The 24,409-nt window shown below is 57.2% G+C and carries 22 protein-coding genes; 7 read left to right on the top strand and 15 right to left on the bottom strand.

All coding sequences use genetic code 11. The features are described 5' to 3' along the window. Positions 1–145 precede the first annotated feature (145 nt). Together pilB and RCH93_RS02055 are read left to right on the top strand one after the other, a co-directional pair. On the top strand, positions 146–2,347 hold the full coding sequence (gene pilB / locus RCH93_RS02060) for a type IV-A pilus assembly ATPase PilB (protein WP_306546616.1): 2,202 nt from the start codon (positions 146–148) through the stop codon (positions 2,345–2,347). Then, positions 2,344–3,135, top strand: a complete 792-nt coding sequence (locus tag RCH93_RS02055) for a glycosyltransferase family 2 protein (protein WP_306546614.1) — start codon at positions 2,344–2,346, stop codon at positions 3,133–3,135. Before pilB ends, RCH93_RS02055 begins: the two co-directional genes overlap by 4 nt. Before the next feature lies 1 nt (position 3,136). Here the strand turns inward: RCH93_RS02055 and RCH93_RS02050 are convergent, their stop codons facing one another. From RCH93_RS02050 to RCH93_RS01990, 13 genes are all read right to left on the bottom strand, one after another. After that, a complete protein-coding gene (locus tag RCH93_RS02050; protein ID WP_373693243.1) occupies positions 3,137–3,925 on the bottom strand; it encodes a glycosyltransferase family 2 protein in 789 nt (262 codons plus the stop codon). Positions 3,926–3,950: 25 nt separating this feature from the next. Continuing rightward, positions 3,951–5,015, bottom strand: a complete 1,065-nt coding sequence (locus RCH93_RS02045; RefSeq protein ID WP_306546610.1) for a glycosyltransferase family 9 protein — start codon at positions 5,013–5,015, stop codon at positions 3,951–3,953. A 9-nt stretch (positions 5,016–5,024) separates the two neighbouring features. Beyond that, positions 5,025–6,023, bottom strand: a complete 999-nt coding sequence (locus RCH93_RS02040; RefSeq protein WP_306546608.1) for a glycosyltransferase family 4 protein — start codon at positions 6,021–6,023, stop codon at positions 5,025–5,027. Between the two features lie 124 nt (positions 6,024–6,147). Beyond that, complete coding sequence (locus tag RCH93_RS02035; RefSeq protein ID WP_306546606.1) at positions 6,148–7,686, bottom strand: glycosyltransferase family 39 protein; 1,539 nt, start codon at positions 7,684–7,686, stop codon at positions 6,148–6,150. A 109-nt stretch (positions 7,687–7,795) separates the two neighbouring features. Beyond that, entirely contained in the window at positions 7,796–8,587 is a 792-nt protein-coding gene (locus RCH93_RS02030) for a hypothetical protein (protein WP_306546604.1), read from the bottom strand. 31 nt (positions 8,588–8,618) lie between these two features. Beyond that, the gene (locus RCH93_RS02025) at positions 8,619–9,284 is read right to left on the bottom strand and encodes a class I SAM-dependent methyltransferase (RefSeq protein WP_306546602.1); all 666 of its coding nucleotides are present in this window, start codon (positions 9,282–9,284) and stop codon (positions 8,619–8,621) included. Between the two features lie 43 nt (positions 9,285–9,327). Beyond that, positions 9,328–11,055: a lipid A export permease/ATP-binding protein MsbA gene (gene msbA / locus RCH93_RS02020; RefSeq protein WP_306546600.1), complete on the bottom strand. Its 1,728-nt coding sequence runs from the start codon at positions 11,053–11,055 to the stop codon at positions 9,328–9,330. Positions 11,056–11,145: 90 nt separating this feature from the next. Beyond that, complete coding sequence (locus RCH93_RS02015; protein ID WP_306546599.1) at positions 11,146–13,437, bottom strand: peptidase U32 family protein; 2,292 nt, start codon at positions 13,435–13,437, stop codon at positions 11,146–11,148. Positions 13,438–13,527: 90 nt separating this feature from the next. Further along, the gene (locus tag RCH93_RS02010; RefSeq protein WP_306546597.1) at positions 13,528–14,991 is read right to left on the bottom strand and encodes a sensor histidine kinase KdpD; all 1,464 of its coding nucleotides are present in this window, start codon (positions 14,989–14,991) and stop codon (positions 13,528–13,530) included. A gap of 72 nt (positions 14,992–15,063) precedes the next feature. Further along, positions 15,064–15,597, bottom strand: coding sequence for a bifunctional pyr operon transcriptional regulator/uracil phosphoribosyltransferase PyrR (pyrR, locus tag RCH93_RS02005; RefSeq protein WP_306546595.1), 534 nt, complete (start codon positions 15,595–15,597; stop codon positions 15,064–15,066). Next, the gene (locus RCH93_RS02000) at positions 15,594–16,175 is read right to left on the bottom strand and encodes a phosphoribosylglycinamide formyltransferase (protein ID WP_306546593.1); all 582 of its coding nucleotides are present in this window, start codon (positions 16,173–16,175) and stop codon (positions 15,594–15,596) included. Before RCH93_RS02000 ends, pyrR begins: the two co-directional genes overlap by 4 nt. After that, the gene (locus RCH93_RS01995; RefSeq protein WP_306546591.1) at positions 16,168–16,800 is read right to left on the bottom strand and encodes an IMP cyclohydrolase; all 633 of its coding nucleotides are present in this window, start codon (positions 16,798–16,800) and stop codon (positions 16,168–16,170) included. The genes RCH93_RS02000 and RCH93_RS01995 overlap by 8 nt, the downstream gene beginning before the upstream one ends. An 18-nt stretch (positions 16,801–16,818) precedes the next feature. After that, positions 16,819–17,199, bottom strand: a complete 381-nt coding sequence (locus RCH93_RS01990) for an RNA-binding S4 domain-containing protein (RefSeq protein ID WP_306546589.1) — start codon at positions 17,197–17,199, stop codon at positions 16,819–16,821. A gap of 195 nt (positions 17,200–17,394) precedes the next feature. Here RCH93_RS01990 and RCH93_RS01985 point away from each other — a divergent pair, with 195 nt between their 5' ends. Beyond that, complete coding sequence (locus tag RCH93_RS01985) at positions 17,395–18,150, top strand: GTP cyclohydrolase I FolE2 (RefSeq protein ID WP_306546587.1); 756 nt, start codon at positions 17,395–17,397, stop codon at positions 18,148–18,150. 13 nt (positions 18,151–18,163) lie between these two features. Here the strand turns inward: RCH93_RS01985 and RCH93_RS01980 are convergent, their stop codons facing one another. After that, positions 18,164–19,627, bottom strand: coding sequence for an NAD-dependent succinate-semialdehyde dehydrogenase (locus RCH93_RS01980; protein ID WP_306546586.1), 1,464 nt, complete (start codon positions 19,625–19,627; stop codon positions 18,164–18,166). A 193-nt stretch (positions 19,628–19,820) separates the two neighbouring features. Here RCH93_RS01980 and RCH93_RS01975 point away from each other — a divergent pair, with 193 nt between their 5' ends. Next, positions 19,821–20,270 carry a hypothetical protein gene (locus tag RCH93_RS01975; protein ID WP_306546585.1) on the top strand — a complete coding sequence of 150 codons (450 nt, stop codon included), beginning with the start codon at positions 19,821–19,823 and terminating at the stop codon, positions 20,268–20,270. A 12-nt stretch (positions 20,271–20,282) separates the two neighbouring features. On the opposite strand, the gene RCH93_RS01970 is transcribed toward RCH93_RS01975, so the two are convergent. Further along, complete coding sequence (locus RCH93_RS01970) at positions 20,283–21,836, bottom strand: adenylate/guanylate cyclase domain-containing protein (protein WP_306546583.1); 1,554 nt, start codon at positions 21,834–21,836, stop codon at positions 20,283–20,285. Positions 21,837–21,980: 144 nt separating this feature from the next. Between RCH93_RS01970 and RCH93_RS01965 the strand changes: the two genes are divergently transcribed. The 3 genes from RCH93_RS01965 to RCH93_RS01955 are packed head-to-tail and all read left to right on the top strand — an operon-like array spanning position 21,981 to position 24,336. Then, positions 21,981–23,360, top strand: a complete 1,380-nt coding sequence (locus RCH93_RS01965; protein ID WP_306546581.1) for a replication-associated recombination protein A — start codon at positions 21,981–21,983, stop codon at positions 23,358–23,360. Further along, positions 23,326–23,484 (top strand): hypothetical protein, encoded by a 159-nt coding sequence (locus tag RCH93_RS01960; RefSeq protein ID WP_306546579.1) that lies wholly within the window; start codon positions 23,326–23,328, stop codon positions 23,482–23,484. Before RCH93_RS01965 ends, RCH93_RS01960 begins: the two co-directional genes overlap by 35 nt. A gap of 12 nt (positions 23,485–23,496) precedes the next feature. Continuing rightward, on the top strand, positions 23,497–24,336 hold the full coding sequence (locus RCH93_RS01955; protein ID WP_306546577.1) for a hypothetical protein: 840 nt from the start codon (positions 23,497–23,499) through the stop codon (positions 24,334–24,336). Positions 24,337–24,409: the final 73 nt, after the last annotated feature.

The following is a 24,409-nucleotide window of genomic DNA, read 5'->3' as shown; positions in this document are numbered from 1 at the left end:
CCAAAAAAGGTTTTCTTCCTTTTTGACCAGCATGCGCTTTTGTAGTACACTATCTGAAAATCCCATTTCTCTTGACGCATAGGGTCTATACACATCCATGGCTATAAAACCAGGGCAACCACTCACAGATTCGCAGAGAAGCTCGATGAAACGGACGGTCAAAGACCAGTCCGGAGCCGGCAAATTGAAAATTGGCGAACTTCTGAGCAAGGCAGGCTACATCACTGCCACCCAGTTTGAGGAAGCCAAAATTGTTCAGAAGAAAACAGGCGAGCGGCTGGGTCGCATCTTGCTGGAAAGCGGCGCGATCGAACGGGACACCATCGCCAACTTTCTCAGCAGGATGCACAACTATACCCTGGTCGTCGTCGACCAGGAGGCGCCGAGCAAGGAGGCGCTGAGCCTCGTTCCCTACGAAACTGCCAAGCAGTTCATGGCCTTCCCGTTGCGCATCGCCGGGAACACGCTGCAGGTCACCATGGCGGAGCCGACTGACTCTTTGGACGTTGAGCAACTGCAAGATATTATTCAGAAAAATCTTACGGTCTGCGTCTCGACAGCCAAGGACATCATAGACGCCTATAAAAAATATTATCATATCAGCGACGAAGAATATCAGTCCTTCTTTAAATTTGAAACCGAGGCGGAAGAGGAGGCTGTTACCCAGGTTGACGACTTTGGCGCCTTGGTTTCCGATGCGGCGGAGGATTTCGAGATTGAGAGCGGCGGGGCGGACGAAGGCTCTTTCGAGCAGTTTTCCGCCTCAGACGCCCCCATTATCAAGCTGGTTAACGGCATCCTGGTGAAGGCTGTGCAGGACGGGGTCAGCGACATCCATATCGAGCCGTTTGAGAAGACCATGCAGGTGCGCTATCGCAAGGATGGCGCCCTGTTCAAGTCGATGAACCTGCCCTTGACGATTAAAAACGCCATGGCTGCCCGCATGAAAATCCTGGCAGGGTTGAACATCACCGAGCGTCGGGTGCCGCAGGACGGCCGCATTAAAATCCGTCTCGGCCGCAACCGGGCGGTTGATTTCCGGGTCTCCACCCTGCCGCTGCTCTACGGCGAGGGCATTGTTCTTCGTATTCTGGATAAGGACTCGCTCAATGTCGACCTGACCAAGCTTGGTTTTACCGTCGAGACCTTTGCAGCGCTGAGAAGATGCCTTACGCGCCCCCAGGGCTTGCTGCTGGTGACGGGGCCGACTGGCTCGGGCAAGACCGTCACCCTCTATTCCGCGCTGAACTCCCTGAACACCGAAGACATCAAAATTCTGACCGCTGAAGACCCGGTCGAGTTCAACTTCAAGGGCATCAACCAGGTCAACGTCAACGCCGAGGTCGGCATGACCTTTGCTGCGGCGCTCAAGGCCTTTCTCCGCCAGGATCCCGACATTATCATGGTCGGCGAGATTCGCGACATTGAAACCGCGGAGATCGCAATGAAAGCGGCCATGACCGGCCATCTCGTCTTCTCGACGCTGCACACCAACGATTCGCCGGCCACGGTCAGCCGTATGGTGGATATTGGCATTCCTTCGTATATCCTGGCCTCTTCGCTGACCATGGTGCTCTCTCAGCGCCTTGCCAGACGATTGTGCGCGAAATGCAAAACGCCGGCGGAATATGACCAGCAAACGCTCCTCAGCGCCGGATTCAGGGAGAACGAGCTAGACGAATTGAAATTATTCAAAGCCAGAGGCTGCCCGGATTGCAACGGGTTGGGGTATCGGGGCCGGGTTGGCTTTTTTGAGCTTATGGAAGTGACGGAAGCGGTGGCCGAAGCGATTCAGGCGGAAGTTTCCGAGGAGCAATTGCGCAAGGTCGCCATGCAGGAAGGCATGTTTACCCTGCGCGAGGCCGGTCTGCAAAAGGCGCGGGAAGGCGTCACCAGTCTCGAAGAGGTGTTAAAACGGACCGTGGCCCATGAAGACAGTCTGCCGGCGTATCTGGTAAACCCGGATGTGGAGGAATACGAAGACGGGGATGTGGTGATCCAGGAAGGCAACAAGGATCGGGATTTTTTCAAATTGATTCGGGGCAAGGTGGCGGTGTTGCGTTCGGGGAAAAAGATTGCGGAAATTACCGAACCTGGCGAATACTTTGGCGAAATGGCGGCAATTTTGGAAGAGCCGCGTTCCGCCTCCATCATTTCCGTGGGGCGTTGCACGATCAAACGGTATCCGGGCGCCAAATTGGCGGAGTTGATCGAAAAATATCCGGAAGTCTCCAAGCATTTATTCCGCACCCTGGTCGAGCGCCTGCACAAGACCGACCGGATTGTGGTGCAACTTGCCAGCGCGGCGAAAGCTCGTCCCCCCCAGCAGGTCATCCGCCAAGCATGAACAAAATTTCCGTTTACATCATTACCTACAACGAGGCGGACAAAATCCGCGCGGCCGTCAATTCGGTGCTGTGGGCCGATGAAATAGTGGTTGCGGATTCCTCCAGCCAGGACAACACGGTGGCCATTGCCGAGGAACTCGGGGCGCGGGTGGTGCAAATTCCCTTTCGCGGCTTTGGCGATCTGCGCAATCAGGCCATGGCCGCCTGCACCCACGATTGGATTTTTTCGTTGGATTCGGACGAACGATGCACCCCGGAAGCCCGTGATGAAATCCTGACCTGCGTTCAGGCTCCGCAAGCAGACGCCTATTACATTCCCCGGAGAAATTTTTTCATGGGTCGCTGGATACGCTATTCAGGATTTTATCCCGATTACCGCCAGCCGCAGCTGTTCAAGAAAGGGGCCTTGGTGTTCAAAGACGACCAGGTGCACGAGGAGTTTTCCATCCATTCCCGCCTGCCGGTCGGATTTCTCCGCAACCCCATCTGGCAGGTGCCGTACAAAAACCTCGAAGAGGTGGTGCACAAAGCCAACAAATACTCGTCGCTCGGCGCACAGAAGCTTGCGCAACGGGGCCGAACCGGCTCTTTGCCGCAGGCCTTGGTGCACGGGGTGTGGTCGTTTTTCCACATGTATGTGTTGAAACGGGGCCTCCTCGACGGCTGGCCCGGCTTTATCATCGCCCTCGGCAATTTCGAAGGGACGTTTTACAAGTATGCCAAGCTGCACGAACTCCAGGCCGCCTGGATCCCGCCGCCTTCTCCTCCCCTGAAGCGCACGCCCTGAATCAACTGCGATACTGATCAAGCCCGGTTTTGCACCAGGTGAGCCGCCCTTCGATGGTCCGCTGCAGCAGATCGTCGTTGAGAGCCAGCCGGTCCCGATTGTTCATCGGGTGGTGCAAATGATATCCCAATGCGCGAAATTTCAGATTCTGGCGCTGCACCCCGCAGTTGAGCAACCGGGCGACAAATTCGGAATCTTCCCGTCCCCATCCGACAAAGTCCTCATTAAATCCGTTCACCCGGAGTGCATCCTCCTTCCAAAAAGCAAAATTGCACAATCGGGTGCCCTGCAGTTTGGTGCTTTTCAGGGAAAACAGCCGGGAAAGCAGTTCAGAACGCAGGCAGTTTTTCTTGTTGCCGACGCCTCTGGCGCCCAGGGGAATGGTAAGGGCGCCGCGGGCAAAGACCTGCGCGGTCAACTTGTCGCCCAGTAAAGCGCGCGGCCCCTGGACAAAGTATCCTCGCCGGGCGACGGCCAGGTGGTCGGCTGCAAAGCGGCGATCCAGCAGGATGTCGCCGTCGATCAGCAGAATGTAGTCCCCTTGCGCCCGGGCGATGGCCCTGTTTCGGCTTTTTGCCAATCGATAGCCGTCGTCTTCATGCCAGGAGTGCACCAGGGGCACCGGCGCTTGAGACGCCATGTTGCGGATAAGTTCGGCGGTGTCCGGCCGCGAACCGTCGTCGGCCACCACAATTTCCATCGGCGCCAGCGTTTGGTAAAAGGCGCTGCGCAACACAAGCTCAAGCGCCTCCTTCCAGTTGTAGGTGGTCACGATCAAGCTGATCCGCACGTTTTCTTTTATCATCGTCAATTTCTCAAAGTAAACCCATCACTGCAGCGAACACCTGCTCCACGCTGATGGAGCGCATGCAGCTCATGTGGTCGCACACCCGTTTCCGACAGCAGAGGCACGGCACGTTTTCCGCCCGCACGATCACATTGCGGACCCTATATGGGCCAACCCGTTCAGGGTGGGTCGGGCCGAACAGGGCCGCCACCGGCACGCCGGCCATGGCGGCGATGTGCATGGGGCCGGTGTCCAATCCCACGTAGGCCGAGGCTCTTTTCATCAGGGCGACCGATTCCGTCAGGCTCAACTGGCCGGCTGCGATTGCGGCGCCGGAGTGGTTCATGCGCCCGATGACCTCTTGGATGTAGGCCACATCACTGCCGCTGCCGCCAAACACGGCTCGCACGCCAGCATCGGCCAACCGGTCGCAAAGTCGGCTCCAGCGGGTCTCCAGCCAGAATTTGGATTGCCAACGGGCGGCGGGATTGACGTACACAAAACGATCATCAGGGCCAATGCCGGATTGCGATAAAAATACGGCAACCCGCTCTTCATCGGACGTGCTTGAGCACAGATAAAAATCCGCCGGCACGACCGGGCAGGCAAAGTGCGATGCAAACAGCAGATTCTTATCCACCGCATGCACTGTGCCCTCTGGGACGTCGAGCAACCGGTGTTGAAACAGGGTGTTCAATTCCCGAGCGTCTTTAAAGCCGACGCGCAGGCCGCCAGGATTCATGACGGCCATGAGCCCGCTGCGAAAGGAGGCATGCAGGTCGAGGATCAAATCGTAGGGCGCGGCGGCAAAGGAGCGCCGCAAATCATGGAGGACCCGCAAGGTTGCTGCGAGCGCGCTTCCATACGAAAACCAGGTGGAATCCGGGCTGCTGGTCGACGGGATGTGCATGGGATGCACACGGTCGACCGAATCGTCTTGGCCAACCAGCGCCGCATAGCCTTGTTCCACCACCCAGCCTATGGAGCACTGCGGAAAGCAGCGTTTGAGCGCGTGGGTCGTTGGAAAGGTATGGATGACGTCGCCAAGGGAGCTTTGCTTGACGACCAATATCCGGTTGCCGTTTAAGTCCATGAATCCGTTTTAGCCAAAAAGCCGTTTAATTTCATTGATATGGTGATTGATTCCCAAACCGTGCCGATCCGCAAACCCGGGCTCGACCCTCAGGCCCCGATCAAGTTGCCTGAGCGCGTCGACAATGGTTGCGGGCTGGTTGTCGTCCAGCAGCACAGAGGGTTCCCCTTGCAATAGCTCTGCGGCGCCGACCTGTTTGGTGACCACAACCGGGGAGCCGCATTGCATTGATTCAGGGACGACCAAACCAAACGGTTCGTAGTGCGACGGCAGGATGGTGTAATCCACAGCAGCGTACACCGGGGCCAGATTGGTGCAATAGCCAAGGTGGCGCACGTTGTCGGGGTGCGGCATGGAAATTTTGCTGCCAGCCACCAGGAGCTGATAACGCTTTGGGTCCAGTGAGACAAAGGCGCGCAGCAGTTCCTGCAGGCCTTTGCGCTGGTGGCCGCAGGACACAAAGAGGAAAATCAGGCGACTGTCGTCAATGCCGAGGGCGGCGCGGGCCTGGGCGCGCTCGTGGTTGTCGAAGAAACGAAAGGCCGCCGAGTCAATGGGCGGATAGACAACCTGCACCTTGGAGCCGTCGATCTGAAAATGGGCGAGAATTTCCCGCGCCACCGTGGCCGAGTGCGCCATGACGTGGGGGACCGTACGGAACATTTTTCGTTCAAAATAGGTTTCAAACAGATCGTAGACGCCACGCAACAAAGCGGTGCGGCGGATATGGCGGATGGTTTCCACATGGACGCCGCCGCACACTGCAACATGCGTGCTGCTGGTTCTGGCCATGCCAATGGCCAGATCATATTCCTGTTTCAGCGGCAATTGATCGCATTGCTGCAAAAAACGAAATTCTCGCATTTTCCGGGGCAGAATCGGCCTGATTCTCCGAACAGTGCAGCCGGTTTCCTTGACTAACTCCGGATCAACGGCGCAGGCGTGCACAGTGACCAGGTCGCCTTGGCGTTGGAAACCACGGACCAGGGAGAGCAGGTACGCTTCCATGCCCCCCCCTCGGGTAAAATTGGAGTGAACGAGCGCAATATTCAATGGATACCTATTTTCGTGCAGAATGGGCGATGATGATGCGGTTGACGTGTTGTGTGAACGGATGCGTCGGTTGGGCGGATCAAGCGTCCGGAAGCGCCTCATGCTCGCCTTTAAGCCGGAACAGGATAAGTGTTCCAGTGTCTTCGTGTCGCCAACGCCCCATTTCTTCAAACCGGTCTTGAAACTCCATGCTTGAGTGACCGAACGACCCATTTTTCCACGCCAACTCCTCCCAGAGGAAAAACTGCATGTTTCGGGCGCGCATCAATTGTTCAAGCGCGGCAACGGAGCCAGGGGTCACAATGCTGTCGTGATAACAAAGGGGGGTGGTGGAATCGGCGTTGGCGTAGAAGACAATCCAATTGTGCGCGATCGACCTTCTGCCGGCAATGCCGACAGGCAATTGGTTGTGGACCAGTTGAGCGGCTGCTTGGCCGATTTGAGGGTAGACAGCCTTGTCGTCCTCAATTGAGCGCATGTTTTTCGGCAATGACGCCAGCACTATAAATGCGGCGACCATGGCGAAGGCTTTTTTGGGGGTCCATTGAGGTCGCGCCGCAAGCCAATCGAGCGCCGTTTGTATGCCCAGTCCGGCAAAAAGACAGGAGGGCAGCAGCAATAGGGCAATGAAGCGATAGGTCATGACCCAGGTCTGAACGACATGGGCGCACAAAAGAACAAAGGAGGCGCCAATGATCAGGAGGACGTAGAGAAAGTCGGAGCGGCGTCGGGATTGGGTGCAGAACACAACGCCCCCAAGGAGATAGAACGGCACGTAGGGATAAAAATAAGACTCCATGGCGTTGCTCAAAATGGACCCAAGCGCGATCAGCCAAACAACATGGTAAGAAGTCTCAAGAAAATTGCCAAGCAACGAAAAACCGTACCCGCTAAACAATGTTTTCAACGCTTGGCGAAGTTCTTGGTAAGAGACCATGGGTTGGATAAATTTGTCGGCAACTTCATTCAGCCGGATCAGGCTGAAGACGTCGACCCCGTAAAGCAGCAACACGGACCCGCCGGCGAGGGCCAGCAGCAAAAACGGGAGAAGAACCGTCAGCAAGCGGGACAATTTTCGTTCGCCTTGGGCAAGGACAATGCACAAGCAGGCGGCGGGCAGCAAAACCAAGCCTTCAATGCGGCTCCATGCCGCCAGCAGAATGAAGACGCTGCTGGTCAGCAGCCAAAAGAAGGATCTGCGTGGGGATTGCAATTGCTTGCTGTGCACGACAAACGCGAGCATTGAAGCGAGGAAAAAGAACCAGAAGGTTGCGTCCCGCATAGCGTCGGCGCTGTAGCGAACCAGCATGGGCGTCAGGGCAAAAAGCAGGGTGGTGAGCCTACTGACGGCAGGATCGTAAAATTGACGCAGCAGCGGATACAGCACTGCCAGCATGCCCATGCCGCAACAGAGGGAAACCATTTGAGCGCTCGTCGTCCAACTGGGCACAAACAGGTGGGCAAGCGCGATCAGGAATGGATACAGGGAAACATAGGGCAGCTGGCATTGATTGAGGAGATCCCATTGGCCGCTGGCAATGGCTTTTGCTTGGTAAATATAGAGAATGCCATCGGGGTTGATGATTACTAAATGATTATGGGTAATGATTCGAACCAAGAGCCCAAGAATTAAAAACAGTAATAGGGAAACGGAAATTGTTGGGATGGAATTCATTTTATAATGCATCAATTTTGTCATTGTTTGCATGCGAACGACGATGAGCAATTCAAACGTTAAAAAAACATTTCAATTGTTCTCCCCTTTTCTTTATGCTGTAAAAAAACTTTCGATTTAGGATGTTGTTGAGCCAGCGACTTTTGGTGACAATTAAAGAGGTGCATGGAGTGCGAATCCAAAGCGATTTTAAGCATTTTTGGTATTTTTTAATAAACATAGATCTGGAAGCATTGAAATCACTGCCACCATTGCCGGCACTTTTGTGGAAGAGATGAAAATTGATTACGTAGCTATTCCACCCTAATATTTTAGCTATGGTGCATAAATCTGTTCCATACATATGGAAACCCGATAAATCGTGCGATAAACTAAGGTTTGATTCGTTTTTGACTAGTAAAAAATTTTCATCTAGACTTTTGACTTTTGCGGGAAATTTTCCAGTATTTCTATTGTCGCCCCACGGGTCAGTGATTCTGTAAAATCTCTCTGTAAATCCTTGAAAACCAGCATTTCCCAATATTGCCCAGTTGGGGTCTAATTCTTCTATCTCATTGATACATTTGTCTAAAACGTCAATGCTGTCAAATTTTAAAAGAATATCTTGGTGGCAAATTATGATATATTTGTAATTCGATTGATTAAGAAATTTATTTGTACCTGTGTAGCCATCGTCGTGATTGAATTCTGAATTGTCAATGTAGAAGAAATCAGCAGTTTTTTCTGAAAATCCGGCTGTTTCAAATGAGTGAACCATCTCTTCGTATTCTGAAAAATTAGTGACAAGAGTGCAAATTGAAAATCGTTTTTTGTATTTTATTTCAATTTCGGTGCAATTTTTCATTTTTTTGTTCGAATGAAATTTAATTTTCCAGTTATATTTTTGGTTTCACCACATTTACATAGTGCAAATATTTTGCATCAGAAAATAAATTAAATGTCATGAAGTTTATAATTTTTAAATTTTTACTTCGAGTTGGGTGTATTCCTTTCATTGTTATTATTTCGTAGTCAAGATCGTGAAACATGTTTATTATGGTTTTGTAAGTGAAAAATCTTAAATGAGTAATGTCTAAGACTCCTTGGTCTTGGTAATTCCATTCTCCGTGCAATAATAAATCTTTAAATACCCGATAATATCTAATGTTTGGTATCGATGTAACTATGATGCCATTTTTTGACAATTTACATTTTATTTTTTCTAGTAAAGTCCATGGGTGTTGTAAATGTTCCAAGAAGTCAAACATAATAATGCAGTCAAAGTAATTATCTGGTAATTCTGGTAAAGATTTAAACGCGTCATTGTTTATCACTCTATCAATTTTACCTGATGCTTCTTTTGCGTATTCACTTTCTATCTCAACAGCCCAACTTTCAGAGCCATATTTATTTTTTACAAGCTCAGAGAATGATCCGTCTCCACAACCAAATTCTAATGTCGTGTTCACCCAATCTGGAATGTAAAAAAGCATATCTTGCCGATTGTTGCTAAAATATTCTTTTTTTTTAATTGTGTTATTGTATTTAGAATTTAATTTCATCTTATTTTTCGGTTAACTATGAATAGTGATTTGCTGTTATATATTATTTGAATTGCAAGTGATACAATCCGCTATATTCCCCTTTCGATGCAAGCAACTCTCCATGTGTTCCTTCTTCCACCAACTGCCCGTCTTTGAGGACAATGATCCGATCTGCGTTTTGAATGGTTGACAGGCGGTGGGCGATGACGATGGTGGTGCGGTTTTGCATGAGATTTTCTAAAGCCTTCTGCACTTCGCGTTCCGATTCGGTGTCAAGAGCAGAAGTCGCTTCGTCCAGAATCAGGATTGGGGCATCCTTGAGCAAGGCTCTGGCGATGGAAATTCGCTGCTGCTGACCGCCGGAGAGGCGGGCGCCGGATTCGCCGATGATGGTGTCAAATCCCTGGGGCAGCTCCATGATGAAATCCAATGCAAAAGCTGACCGCGCCGCCTCGATTATCTTTTCCTCCGGACAGTCGGGCCGTCCGTAGGCGATGTTGTTGCGGACCGTGTCGTTGAACAGAATTGTCTGTTGCGTCACCAGCGCCATCTGACTGCGGAGTGAGGCAAAGGTGGCCTGGCGGATATCCACGTCGTCAATGCGCACGGCCCCTTGGCTGACCTCGTAAAAACGGGGGAGCAGGTTGGCTAGCGTCGTCTTGCCGCTGCCGCTAGGCCCGACCACGGCCAGCACCTCGCCCCGGTTGACGCGAAGGTTGAGATGCTTAATGACTGTTTCGTTGTTTTCGTAATGGAAACTGACGTCTGCAAAAACAATGCTGCTCTTGAACGGTTTCAAGACAACAGCCTCGGCGGTTTCGCGGATGTCCGGTTGGAGATCCAGGAGGGTGAAAATCCGGGTGGATGCCGCCAGCCCCTGTTGAATGGTGGTGTTGATTTTGCTGACGCCTTTGACCGGTTCGTAGAGCATAATCAACGCGGTCAAGAAGGACATGAAGGAGCCAGGCGTGGAGTTGCCCTGCAATACCTGGGTGCCGCCAAACCAGATGATCATGGCCATGCCGATGCCGCCGAGGAATTCGATCATCGGATGCGAGAGACAACTGTACTTGGTCTCCAACATCAGGGTGTCCATGATGCCCTGCATTTTAGCGCCGAAGCGTTGTTTTTCAAATTGCTCCATGCCAAAGGCCTTGACGATGCGCACCCCGGCAATGGTTTCATGCAGTTGGCTGGTGGCCTCGCCAATTTTGGTTTGGTAGGTGGTGCTGATTCTCCGGAACTTCTTGCCGAAAACAACAATGGGCACGGCGGCCATGGGCAGGAAGAGCATGGACACCAGGGCGAGTCGCCAATCCATGAAGAAGATGACGCCGATCAACCCAATCACGGAAAAAAAATCGCGCAGCGTCCGGATCAGGGCATGCGTCACCGACCCTTGCAGCATGGTGACGTCGTTCATGATCCGCGAGATCAGTTCGCCGGTGGGATGCTGGTGGAAAAAATGAAGCGGCATGTCATGGAGGTGGGTGTAAATCTTGTTGCGCAGGTCGCGAATCACGCACTGGCCGACCATCTCCAGGAGATAAGAATACATGAAAAAGAAAAGGCCTTTGACGAAAAAAATCGCAATCAGCCCCAGTGGCAACAGATGCAGTAGGCGAGCATCGTGATTAACGAAAATTTCGTCAAGCAGGGGCTTGACCATATAGGCCTGCAAGGCGTTGAAGCCGCCCACCGCAATCATGCCGCCCATAGCCAGCAGCAGTTTGGTGTGATACGGTTTCAACACCGTTTGCAGTTTTAAAAAAAGGGTTTTGTTGTCCATCAAAAAGAAAAAACGAAAGTCGTGGAATAGAGAGAAATCTTCACAGCAAGGGATCAACCTTGCGCTCTTCGGGCCAGCATTTACCCTATTTCAGACAAGTGCGCCAGCGTAGTTGCCGGAAAAAACCGTGGGCGTGTCGCCTCGGCCGCTCAGCAGAGCCGTCACCTCGGCGCACTCCCGTTTGGCCTGTCCATGGCTGATGTCCACCACCAGATAATCGACCCCCGCCTGGACAAGTTCGTCCGTGTATTGCAGCAGGGAAAAGGCCGAGTGCGAAAAGGCATACAGGGTTTCTTCGCGGCGGTCGAGGTAAAATCGTTCCCCCCGGGAGCTGGCAAAAGTTCGCTGCCCCTGGAAATGCGGGGCGTCCAGGCGCGCGGAGAAGAGCGGCGGCCGGCCATAGACATGGAGCCCGACCTGCATACGCTGGTCGTCTTGCGGCAGGGGGGATTGAGAGAAATGGGTTAGGGCGGCGGCAAGGGTCGCTCGATCCGTTTCCAGGGAAAATTGGACGCCGGCCAGCCCGCATTCGCCGTACATCCGAAGGGCCGGGCTGTTGAGCGCGTTGCAGCTGTAGTCGCCGTACACTGCGAGGCTGTGTTCGGTTGGCGTTTGCCCTTCATCCGAAAACAGAGCCATCTGCCCGATCTGGCTGATTTGAAAACAGCTTGGCCCCAGAAGCCGAATCTGTTCGACCGCTTTCCGGACCCCGGGTAGTTGCGCTTCGTGAATCACCGTTGGCAAGGCCCACACCAAGGGGGGCAGCTTGGCGCTGCGTCGTTGTCGGACGTACAAAAAATATTCGAGATTGCGTTGGTTCAGGTCGATCAAAAACTTGGCTACCCTGAACGGATAGCGCTGACCGAGCGATTCCAGAGATTGGGCCTTGAGCCACCACTGCGGCCCAGTGGGGCGTGTTTGGGGCGGACGATTGCGTTCGGCTGCTGGTCGCTGGCTTGGCGAGCGGTCGCGGCCGTCGCGTTTATGCTCCGTGCCCATGGCCAGCGTCGTCAGGGCTTTTTCGACTTGGAAGGGATCTGGCAGAGGCGGCGGCATTTTGGCGGCGCTTCGCGTCAGAGCCGAGCGTTGATTTTCCGCCCGTCCGCTGACGTCGATCCGAAACAACAGGCCATGCGAGGGTTGGCGAAAAATGCTTGGCTCAATGTCGGGCAGGGTGATCAGCGCCGTCTGACCTGACTGCGCTTGGTCAACCTGCTTGCCTTTCACGGTCAAGGCGCGCAGGGAAAAGCTCTTGCGATCCCCGCTCCGTTCCTCATACAGGCGCAAGCGGTCGCCCAGCTTGACCGCCGTCTGCAGCCCAACCTGCAGGGTGAGTGTTCGAGCTCCCCGGAAGCCCTTGACCTCGTCAATCCGGGTGACCTTGCCGATTACCTCGCCGGTGCTGCCCGAAAGCTTGGGCAAAATCATCCGGTCTTCCTTGCCGGGCACAAAAAATCCCGACGACCGCTTCCTGCCCATGGCGGCGTCCAGATACCGCTGGGCCTCTTCAAGCATGCCGCTGCGCTGTTGCGGCGGAGCATCAAGCGCGTTTAAGGCCAAACGATAGGCGCGAACCGTGTTGCGGACATACTCCACGGACTTAAGCCGCCCCTCGATTTTGAGGCTGACCACGCCCGCCTGCCGCACCTCGGCCAGATGCTCGATGCCGCTGAGATCGTTCATCGAAAAAAAATAGCCAAGGCCCTTGCCGGCATGCCCGCCGACACTGCGTTTTCCCGAGGGTTGCCATTCATAACGGCGACGACAGGGTTGGACGCACTGGCCTCGCAGGCTGGATTTGCCGCCGTGGAGGCTGGAAAAACGGCACAGGCCGGAGTAGCTGAAACACATGGCCCCGTGAATGAAGATTTCCAGCGGCACGTCGCAACGGTCGTGGATGGCGCCGATTTCTTCCAGGCTGAGTTCGCGCGCCAGGACGATGCGTTCAAAGCCAAGGCGTTTGAGGTGCGCGGCGGCCATGGAATTGTTGACGGTCATCAGGGTCGAGGCGTGGACCGCCAGTTGCGGAAAAAAGCGGCGCGCCAGATGCAAAACCCCCAGATCCTGGAGGATCAGGGCGTCCGGGCCGATCTTGGCCAGCATCGACAGCGTCTCCAGGGCCTGACGGACCTCGTCTTCTTTCATCAGGCTGTTCATGGCCACGTAGATTTTTTTGCCGCACGCGTGGGCGTGTGCGGTCATGGCCGCGATTTCGCCAAAGGTGAAGTCCCTGGCCAGGGCGCGGGCGTTTAAACCAGGTGCGCCGATGTAGACGGCGTCGGCGCCCTCCTGCAGGGCGGCCTCAAAGGCAGCCAAGGAGCCGGCCGGAGCGAGCAGTTCCATGGGCGAAGGAGAGGGCGGTGCAGAATCGGTTGGCGTCATGCGATGGAATCCGGGAGGTTGCGTCAGAGTGCGGCTGCGCCTTGGCCCAAGGGCCGCGGCGAAAACGTCAAGACAGGGGAAAAAGAAGGCCTATTCGTGGGGCGCACTCAAAACCAACGGATAGTTGAGGGGCGGAAGCGGAAGGATGAAATAAAAATTATTGCCTTCGGGCGTGGGCTCGTAGCCCACCAGGCCGCCGTGCATCTCGACCACCAGCCGGATGAACGACAACCCGTGGCCGGTGCCGGGGACATCGGTGTTGTCGTCGCCGCGCATGCCTTCCTGGAACAAGCGGTTGCCTTGTTCGGTCGGCATGTTGGGGCCGGTGGTGAACACGTTGAATTTGATGCCCCGCTGGCCGGGGCGGAGAAAATTCTCGACCACTTCCCGGCCATAGGCCATGGCCTTGCGGGGCCGTCCCTCGTGATCGACGACCTCCTTGGTGTACTTGGCCGCATTGGAAAAGAGGTTGGCGTAGACCTGGGCCAACAGGCCAATGTCGACCAGAATCGGGAATTCCTCCTCGTGCATGTTGCGCGGTCGATCCACCACCACGCCGGCGGCCTGCAGCCGACTGGCGTAGTGCTCCAACTGCGGCATGATCACCTCTTTTTCGACAAAGCAGCGTTTAGGATGGAGCACCAGATGGCCGCGTTCAAAGTGTTCGCGCCGGAACAGGCTCTCGATAAACAGGCTCATGTTGGCGTGGTGTTTGACAATTTCCTGGTAATACTTGAGCAGTTCGTTCTGCACGGTCTGCAGTTGGCCGCAGCAGTGGCTGCAAGGGCTGGCAAGCTGTTCCAGGTCGTGACTGCCGGCAATCTCCTTTTTCAGCTCGTCGATCAAACCGATTTTTTTCTTGAGCTGGTTGAACAAATGCCGGAAATACATGTTCGGCACAATGATGTTGTGTTCGATGTCGATGACCAGGGTGTTGATGAACTTCAACCGTTCAATGTTCTGACTGGCAATCAGGCGGTTGGCCAGGTTGTAGCCGATCCGATTGGCGTATTTGGCAAAGAAGAATTTGTCGGCCTCTGTGAGCCCTTCCTTGCGGTGGACTTCATACATCCCCAGTGTCCTGCCGCCGCCGCACAGCCCATGCACATCCTCCCACAGCCTGATCTGCTCCGGCTCCTGTCGCCCGCACCCGTTTTCCTTGCGGCTATAGGGGTACTTGCTGAAAATCGGGGCAATGTAGGAGCCAGCCAGTTCGTAGGGGGTTTCCTGCATTTGGATGGGATAGCGCGCCGGCTCGGGCTGGGCGAGCACGCCGCGCTCGCTGGAGCAGACCAATTGCAGGCCGTCTTCCTCGCCCTGACAGAGATACACGGCGCTGGCGACGCCGACCAGGGCCAGCGGCACGGATACGCAGATCCGGTAGAAGTCCTCCAGAGAATCGTATTCCTGCGCCAGGTCGAAAAAGGCTTTGAGGAAGTCGTTGCGGCCCTGGGAAAAATTGTATTGCTCGTAACTCTCCGCTTTTTCGCGGATGCGCCGGCATACTATTTCCAGGTCGGCGGGAATGACGGGGGATGCCGCTTGCTCAGTCATGGCGTGGGAGGCGTCTCCTCAGAGGTCGGGGGTAAAGTCGGCGGTTAAGAACTATTGGCCCGGTGGGCAGGGTCAACGCTTGGACAGCACCACCGCGTCGCGGTCGTCCTTTTCGCTCAACAGGACATCCACCCGTTCGTTGGGAGCGGGGCTGACGCTCATGCCGATATAGTCAGGCTGGATCGGCAGTTCGCGGCCGCCGCGGTCAACCAGCACCGCCAGTTGGATCGACAACGGACGGCCGTAATCCATGATGGCGTCCATGGCGGCGCGGATGGTCCGGCCGGTGAAGACCACGTCGTCCACCAGAATGACCCGCTTGTCTTCCAGAAGAAACCCGATGTCCGATTTTTTGACGATCGGATTCTGGGAGATGAGGCTCCAGTCGTCGCGGTACAGGGTGATGTCGACATTGCCCGTGGGCAGGGTCGTCTCTTCCCGCTCCTCGATTTTCTGCTTGATCCGTTGGGCCAGAAAGACGCCGCCGGTGTGGATGCCGATAATCGAGAGGCCGGTCACCCCGTGGTTGCGCTCGACGATCTCCAGGCTGATGCGATCCAGGCTGCGTTCGATGTCTCTGCCGATCATAATGGTCCGTGCGGTCATGCTTTCACCCTGTTCCAGAAATAGTCAACGCCTCGTGCATCCACCAGATTGATCGCCTCGGGATAGGTCTCGCATTCCAACGCAAACACTCGGTCGGCGATCTCGTCCGGGGTGTCGCTGTCGTCCAGGGCCACGCACCGCTGCAGCACAATGGGCCCCTGGTCGTAGGATTCGTTGGCAAAATGAACCGTGCAGCCGCTCACCGTGCAGCCCCTGGCCTTGACCGCCTCATGGACGTGGTGGCCGTAGTAGCCGGCCCCACAAAAGGCGGGAATGAGCGCCGGATGAATGTTGAGCACCGCCCGGCTCAGCGCCTCGGGCGGCGTGTACAGCTTCAAGTAGCCGGCCAGGGCGATGAGATCGACCTCGTAGTCGGCGAGAATGCGATTGATCTCCCCGTCGTTTTTGGCATGGAAGGCGGGGTAGCCGTAGCGCCTAGCCTTCTCCAGCCCAAGGGCCGAGGCCACATTGGAGACGACCACCGGGATCTCGGCCTGCAAGGTTCCGGCGGTGATTCGGTCGTGGAAGTTGTCCAGGGTTCTGCCGCTGCCCGAGAGCAGCACCGCCATTTTACGCATGATCGCCCGCTCCGGCAAAATAAGGGTTGGTTTCCGGATCAACCTGACGCAGCCACTGGACAATGGCGGCGTCGTAGCTGGCGGTCAGTTCAAAAACCTTGCGCGCCAAACGAAAACGGGTGGCCAGGGTGGTGTTGCCGTGGGCCTGCAGTTCCGCCAGCACCAGAGGATAATCGGCGGGATCGACGATGACCGTGACGTCCTGGAAATTTTTGGCCGAGGCCCGCAGCATGGTGGGGCCGCCGATGTCGATGTTCTCGATGGCGTCGATCAGGGTGCAGTCGGGGTTGGCCACGGTTTTGGCAAAGGCGTAGAGATTGACCGCAATAATGTCGATGGGTTTGATGCCGTGTTGTCGGCACTGCTCCTGATGGTCGGCGTTGTCGCGTTGGTTGAGAATGCCGCCGTGGACCAGGGGATGGAGGGTCTTGACCCGGCCGTCGAGCATTTCGGGGAAACCGGTGAATTCGGATACGTCGGTTACCGTAAGGCCGCTTGCGCGCAGCTTCTGGGCCGTGCCGCCCGTGGAAAGAATCTCAACCCCCATGGCGGCCAGCGCCCCGGCAAAATCTTCACCCCCTGCTTTATCGGTCAGGCTGATCAGCGCCCGCTCCACTCGTCTCATGCTTTCTCCTTCCACAACCTATTCTTTTTTTAAAAATTGACGGATTTTCCGCCGTTCATGTTTGTCCGGCCGCCGGTCCGGCTGATTGCCTTGCAGGTTCAGCGCCTTGCGCTCGGCAGCCAGTTGCTCCCGTTTGGCCAGGGACGCCGCCGTTTCCTCGTAGAGGGTGCGGGCAGTCGCGGCCGGGCCGCGCTGTTCGCTGAGCACAAGCACCTGGACCACGCACTCGAAAACCCCTTGGCGAATGGTCAGCATGTCGCCCGCCTGGATCATCCGCGCCGGCTTGATTTTGTTGCCGTCGAGGGTCACATGGCCGGCGCTCGCCGCCTTGGCCGCCAGGGACCGGGTCTTGAAAAACCGGGCGGCCCACAGCCATTTGTCGATGCGTACAGTGTCCATGTTGGATATTTTCTGTAATTTTTATCGGGTCAAAATACCACGGTTCGCGGCAACGATCAAACAAAGAAGCAGCGGCCCGCAATCTTTGGGGGCGGATTGGCGCCCTTGGACACACAGGCCGAGACCGTCAATGGCGGTTGCCGATCCCGATAAAATGGGGTAATGGGCGTGCATCTTTCACTGTGAGACCTGCCCATGCCCCTACAATCCGTTGGCGTCAACAACTTTACCTGTCCGGTCTGCATCCCTGAAAAGGGCGGCAGCGTCCAGCACACCGTGGCCACGATCAATCTGCAGGCGCAGACGCCCCGAGACGGTCTCGACTCCTGCGTCAGCGTCATGACCCAACTCCTGGCGGAGTTTCTGCCGGATATCCATTCCGGTGTTTTTCCGGCCCTGCTGGGCAGAGTGCGCGAGCAGCTGCAGGCCGCTGAGGCGCAGTTGGAGATGCGGTTCCCCTATTTCATCGCCAAGCAGGCGCCGGTCACGGGCACGCCCAGTCTGATGGAATACCAGTGCGCCTTCCTTGCCTCTTCGGAAACCAGCGGCGAGCCGGTGCTGACCGTGGTGGTTCCGGTCACCACCCTCTGCCCCTGCTCCAAGGAAATCAGCGCGGCCGGGGCGCACAATCAGCGGGCCGAAGTCACCCTGACGGTGCGGCCGCTGGCCCTGATCTGGCTGGAGGATCTGATCAGTCTGGTCGAGGTGTGCGGCTCGTCCGAGGTCTATGCCCTGCTCAAGCGCCCCGATGAAAAATATGTGACCGAGCAAGCCTACGCCCAGCCGATGTTTGTCGAGGACGTGGCCCGCAAGGTGGCCCAGCAGGCGATGGCCCACCCCGAGATCGCCTGGTTCTCGGTGGGGGTGGAGAGCTTTGAGTCGATTCACAAACACAGCGCCTACGCCTTTGTCGACAGCCGCGATCTGGAGCCAGACCCCGCCGCTTCCTGAAAACAACGCGGCCTTATTCTCTTTGTCCCAACCCTCCCAGGCAGAGATACTTCATCTCCAGGTATTCTTCGATCCCGTATTTTGAGCCTTCGCGGCCAATGCCCGACTCCTTGATGCCGCCAAACGGCGCCGCCTCCGACGACATTCGGCCGGTGTTGACCCCTACCATGCCGTATTCCAACGACTCGGCGGTTCGCCAGATGCGGCCGATGTCCCGACTGTAAAAATACGAGGCCAACCCGTAGGGAGTGGCGTTGGCCAGGGTCACGGCTTCGCTGTCCTTCTTGAAGGAGAAGAGCGGGGCTACAGGGCCAAAGGTCTCGTCCCTGGCGATCAACATCTCAGGGGTGGCGTCGAGCAACACCGTGGGCTCAAAGAAAAAGCCCGCGTCGCCCACCCGTTTGCCGCCGCAGGCGACCCGGGCGCCCTTGCTTATGGCGTCGTCGATTTGCGCCTCAACTTTCAACACGGCGGTCAGGTCGATCAGCGGTCCCTGCTGCACCCCATCCTGGAAACCATTGCCCACCCGGAGCCGTTGCACCGCTTCGACCAACTTTCCGGCAAATTGCGCGTACACCCCTTCCTGCACAAAAAAACGGTTGGCGCAGACGCAGGTCTGCCCGGAATTGCGGTACTTGGAGGCTATGGCCCCGCGCACCGCCTCGTCAAGATCTGCGTCGTCAAAGACGATAAACGGGGCATGGCCGCCGAGTTCCAGGGAAACTTTCTTCACCGTGGCCGCGCAATCGCGCATGAGAATCTTGCCCACTGCGGTGGAACCGGTGAAGCTGAGTTTACGCACCAGCGGGTTGGCGGTCATCTCGGCGCCGATCTCCGCTGCTGGCCCGGTCACCACATTGAAAACGCCGGGCGGGATGCCGGCCTGTTCGGCCAGCCAGGCCAGGGCCAGGGCGGAAAAGGGCGTTTGGCTGGCGGGCTTGACCACCACTGGGCAGCCTGCGGCCAGGGCCGGGGCCGCCTTGCGGGAGATCATCGACGAGGGGAAGTTCCAGGGGGTGATGGCGGCGCAGACGCCCACCGGCTCCTTGAGGACGACAATCCGTTTGCCCTGCTGGGCCATGGGGATGGTGTCGCCGTAGACCCGTTTGGCTTCCTCGGCGTACCACTCGATGTAGCCGGCGCCGTAGAGCACCTCTTCGCGCGCCTCAGCCAGCGGTTTGCCTTGCTCCATGGTCATGATGACCGCCAGGTCCTGATGGTGAGCCACCAGCAGATCGTACCAGCGCCGCAGCAGGCGGGACCTTTCCTTGGCGGTGAGGGCCCGCCAGGCCGGCCAAGCCCGGTGCGCGGCTTCAATGACGGTCGCCGTTTCCCTGCCGCTCATGGCCGGAACCGATCCAACCGGTTTGCCGTTGGCCGGGTCAAAGACCGCTATCCGGCCGCCGTCCGCGTTTTCGACCCATTTGCCGTTCGCGTAACACTGGGAGCGCAACAGCTCTTGATTTCGTAATTTCATTGCCCCTCTTGGCGAGTTCGCCAAAAAGAAAGCAGGCAGCGCGCCGAAAAGAGGCTGTTGCTGCCTGCTGTTGTAAGATTTCATTGTTCCGAACAGTTCCGGGTGTGCTACTATGCATTCGAGTCAGCATCATACACCGGGACGTCTCTTTTTTCATCCCGATAACAGCCGCGCCGTAAAAGAACAGGCCTTTATGGACTCCGAATCCCGCAGGTCCCAACGCATCCTCGATTATCTTCCCCTGGAAGTGCGTGTTGTCGGCGCACAAGACAACCGCGTTTTTGCCGGCCCATTTGCCGGTCGGATCATCGATTTGTCGGCCCACGGGGCCTGTCTGCTGATGAGTCAGGTGATGCACAACAATTTTCATGTCTTCCATTCGACCCGCGAAGTCGACGACTGCGTGCTGCAACTGATGATCGATCATCCTCCGGATCTCAATCAGTGCATGCTTCTGGCCCAGCCCGTCTGGATGGGGCTGGTGCGCCAGGAGGAAATACGGGCGTTTAAGATGGGGGTGGAATTTATTGGCGACCCGGAAGATCCGCAGATGCTGGAGTTGCGCGAGGCGATACGGCAAAACCAGGGGCAGCGAGGAAGCTGGTGGCAGAAATTCGGCCGCTTTATCGGTGGCGCCCCCTGATGTACCCCCGCGTCACAGCGAGGGTTTTTTTTCTTCCGTAATGCAGAAGACCGGGATGGTGTTCTCCAGCCCGCGCAGCTGCATCTCTCCTAAGGCCTTGACGGCAAAACTATCGCTGATCGCCTGCCGCACCGCGTCGGTGACGTAGATCCGACACGACGACGATTCCGCCGCCAACCGCTGGGCAATGTTGACCTCGTTGCCGACCACGGTGTAATCGAGGCGCCGGGCGGAGCCGATATTGCCGAGGAATATCGTGCCGCTGGTTACGGCGATGCCCAGATCGACGTCGGCGAATTCGGCGCCGCGTTGCAGCCATTGCTCGCGCAGGGCCGCAAAGCGCGCCCTGATCGTCCAAGCCGCTCGCGCCGCCGCCAGGCTCGGTCGCTCCTGTTTGACCGGTGCCCCGAAGACCGCCAGCACCGCATCCCCCATGAATTTATCGACCGTGCCCTGCCACTGAAACACTTCCTCGGTAAAAAACTGAAAAAAATCGTTGAGAAACAGACGGAGTTCCCGCAGGTCGATATGCTGAACCAATCGGGTGAAGTTTCTGATGTCGGCAAACAGCACCGTCACCTCGGTGATCTCGCCCAGCTCCATCAGGTCGGAATTGCGGGTTAAAAGCAGTTCCGCCACCTCGGGGGCCACGTACTGTTCAAACAGGGTGCGCGTGCGTGTGGTTTCCGCCAGTTGCAGCCGCGCCCGCAGATTTTCCAGGGCGTTGGCGGCCTGGCTGCAGATGATGCCCAGCATCTCGTTGTCGGCGTCGGAAAATCGTTCATCGGTCGCCTTCTGGCTGACGTTGAGGACGCCGATGACCCGTTCGCGGATTCTCAGCGGAAAGGAAATGGCGGAAACGATGTCGGGTTGTCGCAGCAACGGGGAGAAAATGGAGTCGTCCTGATCTTCCTTGTTGAGAATCACTGCTTTTCCCTGTAGGAACACCCAGCCCGCGATCTGGTCGCCGGGCTGCAGGCAGATCGACCGCGCCAGGACCGGATCCATGCCGCGCGAGGCGGCTATGCGCAGACACTGCTCTTTGGCGTCAAGCAGCATTACCGAGATATGGGTGGCCCCTGTCTGCTGATCGACCGCATTGATCAGGCCTTCGAGGATCTCCGGCTCCGTGGAGGCGGCAAGAAACTGCTCGCCCAAACTGTACAGGGGGATCAGGGTGCGCAGACGGGTGTTTTCCCGTTGCAGGCTGTGGCGCTCCAGGGCTTGCTGCACCACCCGGGCAAGATAGGCGGGGTTGAGCGGCAGCTCCACCAACCCGGAGAAACCGGCCTCCAGGGCGCCTTGCAGCAGTTGAGGGCTGGGGGCGGCGGAAAGCAGCACGCCGGACAGGCCCGGTTGCGCGCCTGCAAGTTGGATGTATGCCTGGCGTCCGTCAAGGGCGGGCGGGTTGTCGACGATCAGGATCAAGGCCACGGCCTGATTGGCGCAGGCCGCCAGCGCATCCTGCTCGTTGCGGCAACGGAGAATGTGTCGCCGCGACAGAACCGCCAGGATCGCGTCCGCTTGGCCGTCGTCAACGGCAAGCAGGGCAACGGTAGGTTTCATTGATGTTCTCACGCTGGAACTCCCATAGAATCTACCGTTCATGTTACCATCGGCGGGTGGGCAAGGCAAGCAATAGCGCCGGATAAGCGCTGCCGAGGGGCTCGTCCTGCTGTTCATTCTGCCCACATTGGGGTATAGTCGGCCATGCTTGAGCCAAAAACCGCCAACACCCCGCTTGCCGACCGGATGCGTCCGACTCGACTGGAACATTTTGTCGGCCAGCGCCACCTGGTCGGCGAAGGAAAATTCCTCAAACAGCTGCTTGACAGCGGCCGGATTCCGTCGTTGCTTCTCTGGGGGCCGCCGGGATCGGGCAAAACCACGCTGGCCACCATCCTCGCTCACACCGTTTCCGCCCATTTTGTTTTTTTCTCGGCCGTGCTTTCCGGGGTCAAAGAGATCCGGCAGATTGTCGATCAAGCCAAGGTGGAGCGCGAACGGAGCGACACCCCGACCATTCTTTTTGTCGATGAAATCCACCGCTTCAACAAGAGTCAGCAGGACGCCTTCCTACCCCATGTGGAAAGCGGCCTGCTCACCTTGATTGGGGCGACCACGGAAAATCCCTCGTTTCAGATCACCGCGCCCCTGCTGTCCCGCTGTCAGGTCCTGTTGCTGGCCCCCCTGGAGCGCGACGATCTCAAGCAGGTGATGCGGCGGGCCCTTGCGGACGCAAGCCTCGGCCTGGGTCGTCATGGGTTGGCTATCGACGACGAGGCCTTGACCCTGCTTGCCGACGCGGCGGACGGCGATTGCCGCCGGGCCCTCAATCATCTGGAAACCACGGTCGCGCTTGCCTTGGAGTTGTTGCGGAGCCAACCAGAGGCGGAGATTGCCCCGGGCGCGTCAACCATCACCGCGGCCCAGGTGCGGGAAACCCTGCAGCAGAAGACCCTGCGCTACGATGCCAGGGGCGAGGAGCATTACAACCTGATTTCGGCCCTGCACAAAAGCCTGCGCGACAGCGACCCGGACGGCGCGGTCTACTGGCTGGGGCGGATGCTGACCGGCGGCGAGGATCCCCTCTACGTTGCCCGGCGGATGATTCGCTTTGCCTCGGAGGACATCGGCAACGCCGATCCCCAGGCCTTGCAGGTGGCGCTGAACTGCCGCGAGGCCTATCACATGCTGGGCTCTCCGGAGGGCGAACTGGCCCTGTATCAGGCGGCCGCCTACCTGGCCACGGCGCCGAAAAGCAATGCGGTTTACGTCTGCACCCACCGGGTGCGGGCGGATATTGAACGCACCGGCTCCCTGCCGGTGCCCCTGCACATTCGCAACGCGCCCACGGCGCTGATGAAGGATTTCGGCTACGGCCACGGCTATCAGTACGCCCACGACGACCGCGACGGGCTGGTCCTGCAGGAGCACCTGCCGCCGGAACTTGCGGGCAACGTCTATTACGAGCCGACCAACCGAGGACACGAGGCGGTGATCAAAGATCGCCTCACCAAATGGAAACAGATACTCAAACAGCGAGCGCAACACCATGAACAACACGAACAACAGACGCGGAAAAAATAGACTGCAACCGGTGCTGGCCGCTTTCTGCCTGCTGGCCCTTTTGAGCTGGGGCGGGGCGGAGGCGGCCGAGCTGCGGTTCATCTACGCCAACGACAACCTCGGCGAACTCGACGGCTGCGGCTGAGGCTCCCACAAATTGGGCGGTCTGTCCAAAAAAGCGTTTTTAACCAAACAGTTGGCTGCGGATCCGAATCGTCCGGCCTTGATTGTCAACAGCGGCAATCTGCTGTTCCCGGCCGACGTCTTGCCGCCGGAAAATATGACGGCTGCCAAAATCACCGCCGCCGGCGTGATTGAGGCCAACCAGAAAATGGGCGGCGTCGTGGCCGGCGTCGGCAGTCGGGACCTGGCGGCCGGGATGTCCTTCCTTCGTCAGCATCACAAACCGCCTGGATGGAGTTGGGTTTCGTTGAATCTGGTCGACCCCGAAACGCGCAAGCCTTTGTTGGTGCCGGTGCTGTGGCGTCAGGTCAATGGGCTCAAGGTCGCGGTGTTGGGGCTTGCCGACCACACTGCTGTGCGCGCCGAGGCCGGGGAGACGCAGGCGCTCGCCTGGCGGGACAGTTTGCCGGCGGTTTTGGCCGAGGTGCAAGGCAAAGCGGATTTCATCCTGTTGTTGTCCAACTATTCCTTGCCGGACAATCAGGACATCGCCAGAAGCCATGACGCCATCGACCTCATTCTCCAGTCTGGACACGTGGTTGGCAACATGACGCCTCTCTTGGTCAACAAGACCTTGATCGCCCAGACCGAAACCCGCGGCAAATACCTGGGCGTGCTTGACGTCAACTGGAACGGGCATGGACGCTGGCAGGAAGGCGAGCCGTCCTCACCGGCGGCGACGGAGGGGAAAACGTCCATTTTCGCCAACCGGTTCGTCGCCTTGAAACTCTCCGTGGCCAACGATCCGGAAGTCGAGGCGGTGGTTCGGCAGACCCGGCGGCAGTCGGACCAACAGCAGCGCGGGCCGCAATAACAACGAACAATGCGGGTACGCAAAGACACGCGCCAATAAAAAAAGGCCGCCCCTGAGGGCGGCCTTTTTTTAT

The organism is Desulfobulbus sp. (genome assembly GCF_030824455.1).
Taxonomy (GTDB): domain Bacteria; phylum Desulfobacterota; class Desulfobulbia; order Desulfobulbales; family Desulfobulbaceae; genus Desulfobulbus.
The sequence above is the reverse complement of the archived record's forward strand: the minus strand, read 5'-3'. Positions and strand labels throughout refer to the sequence as shown.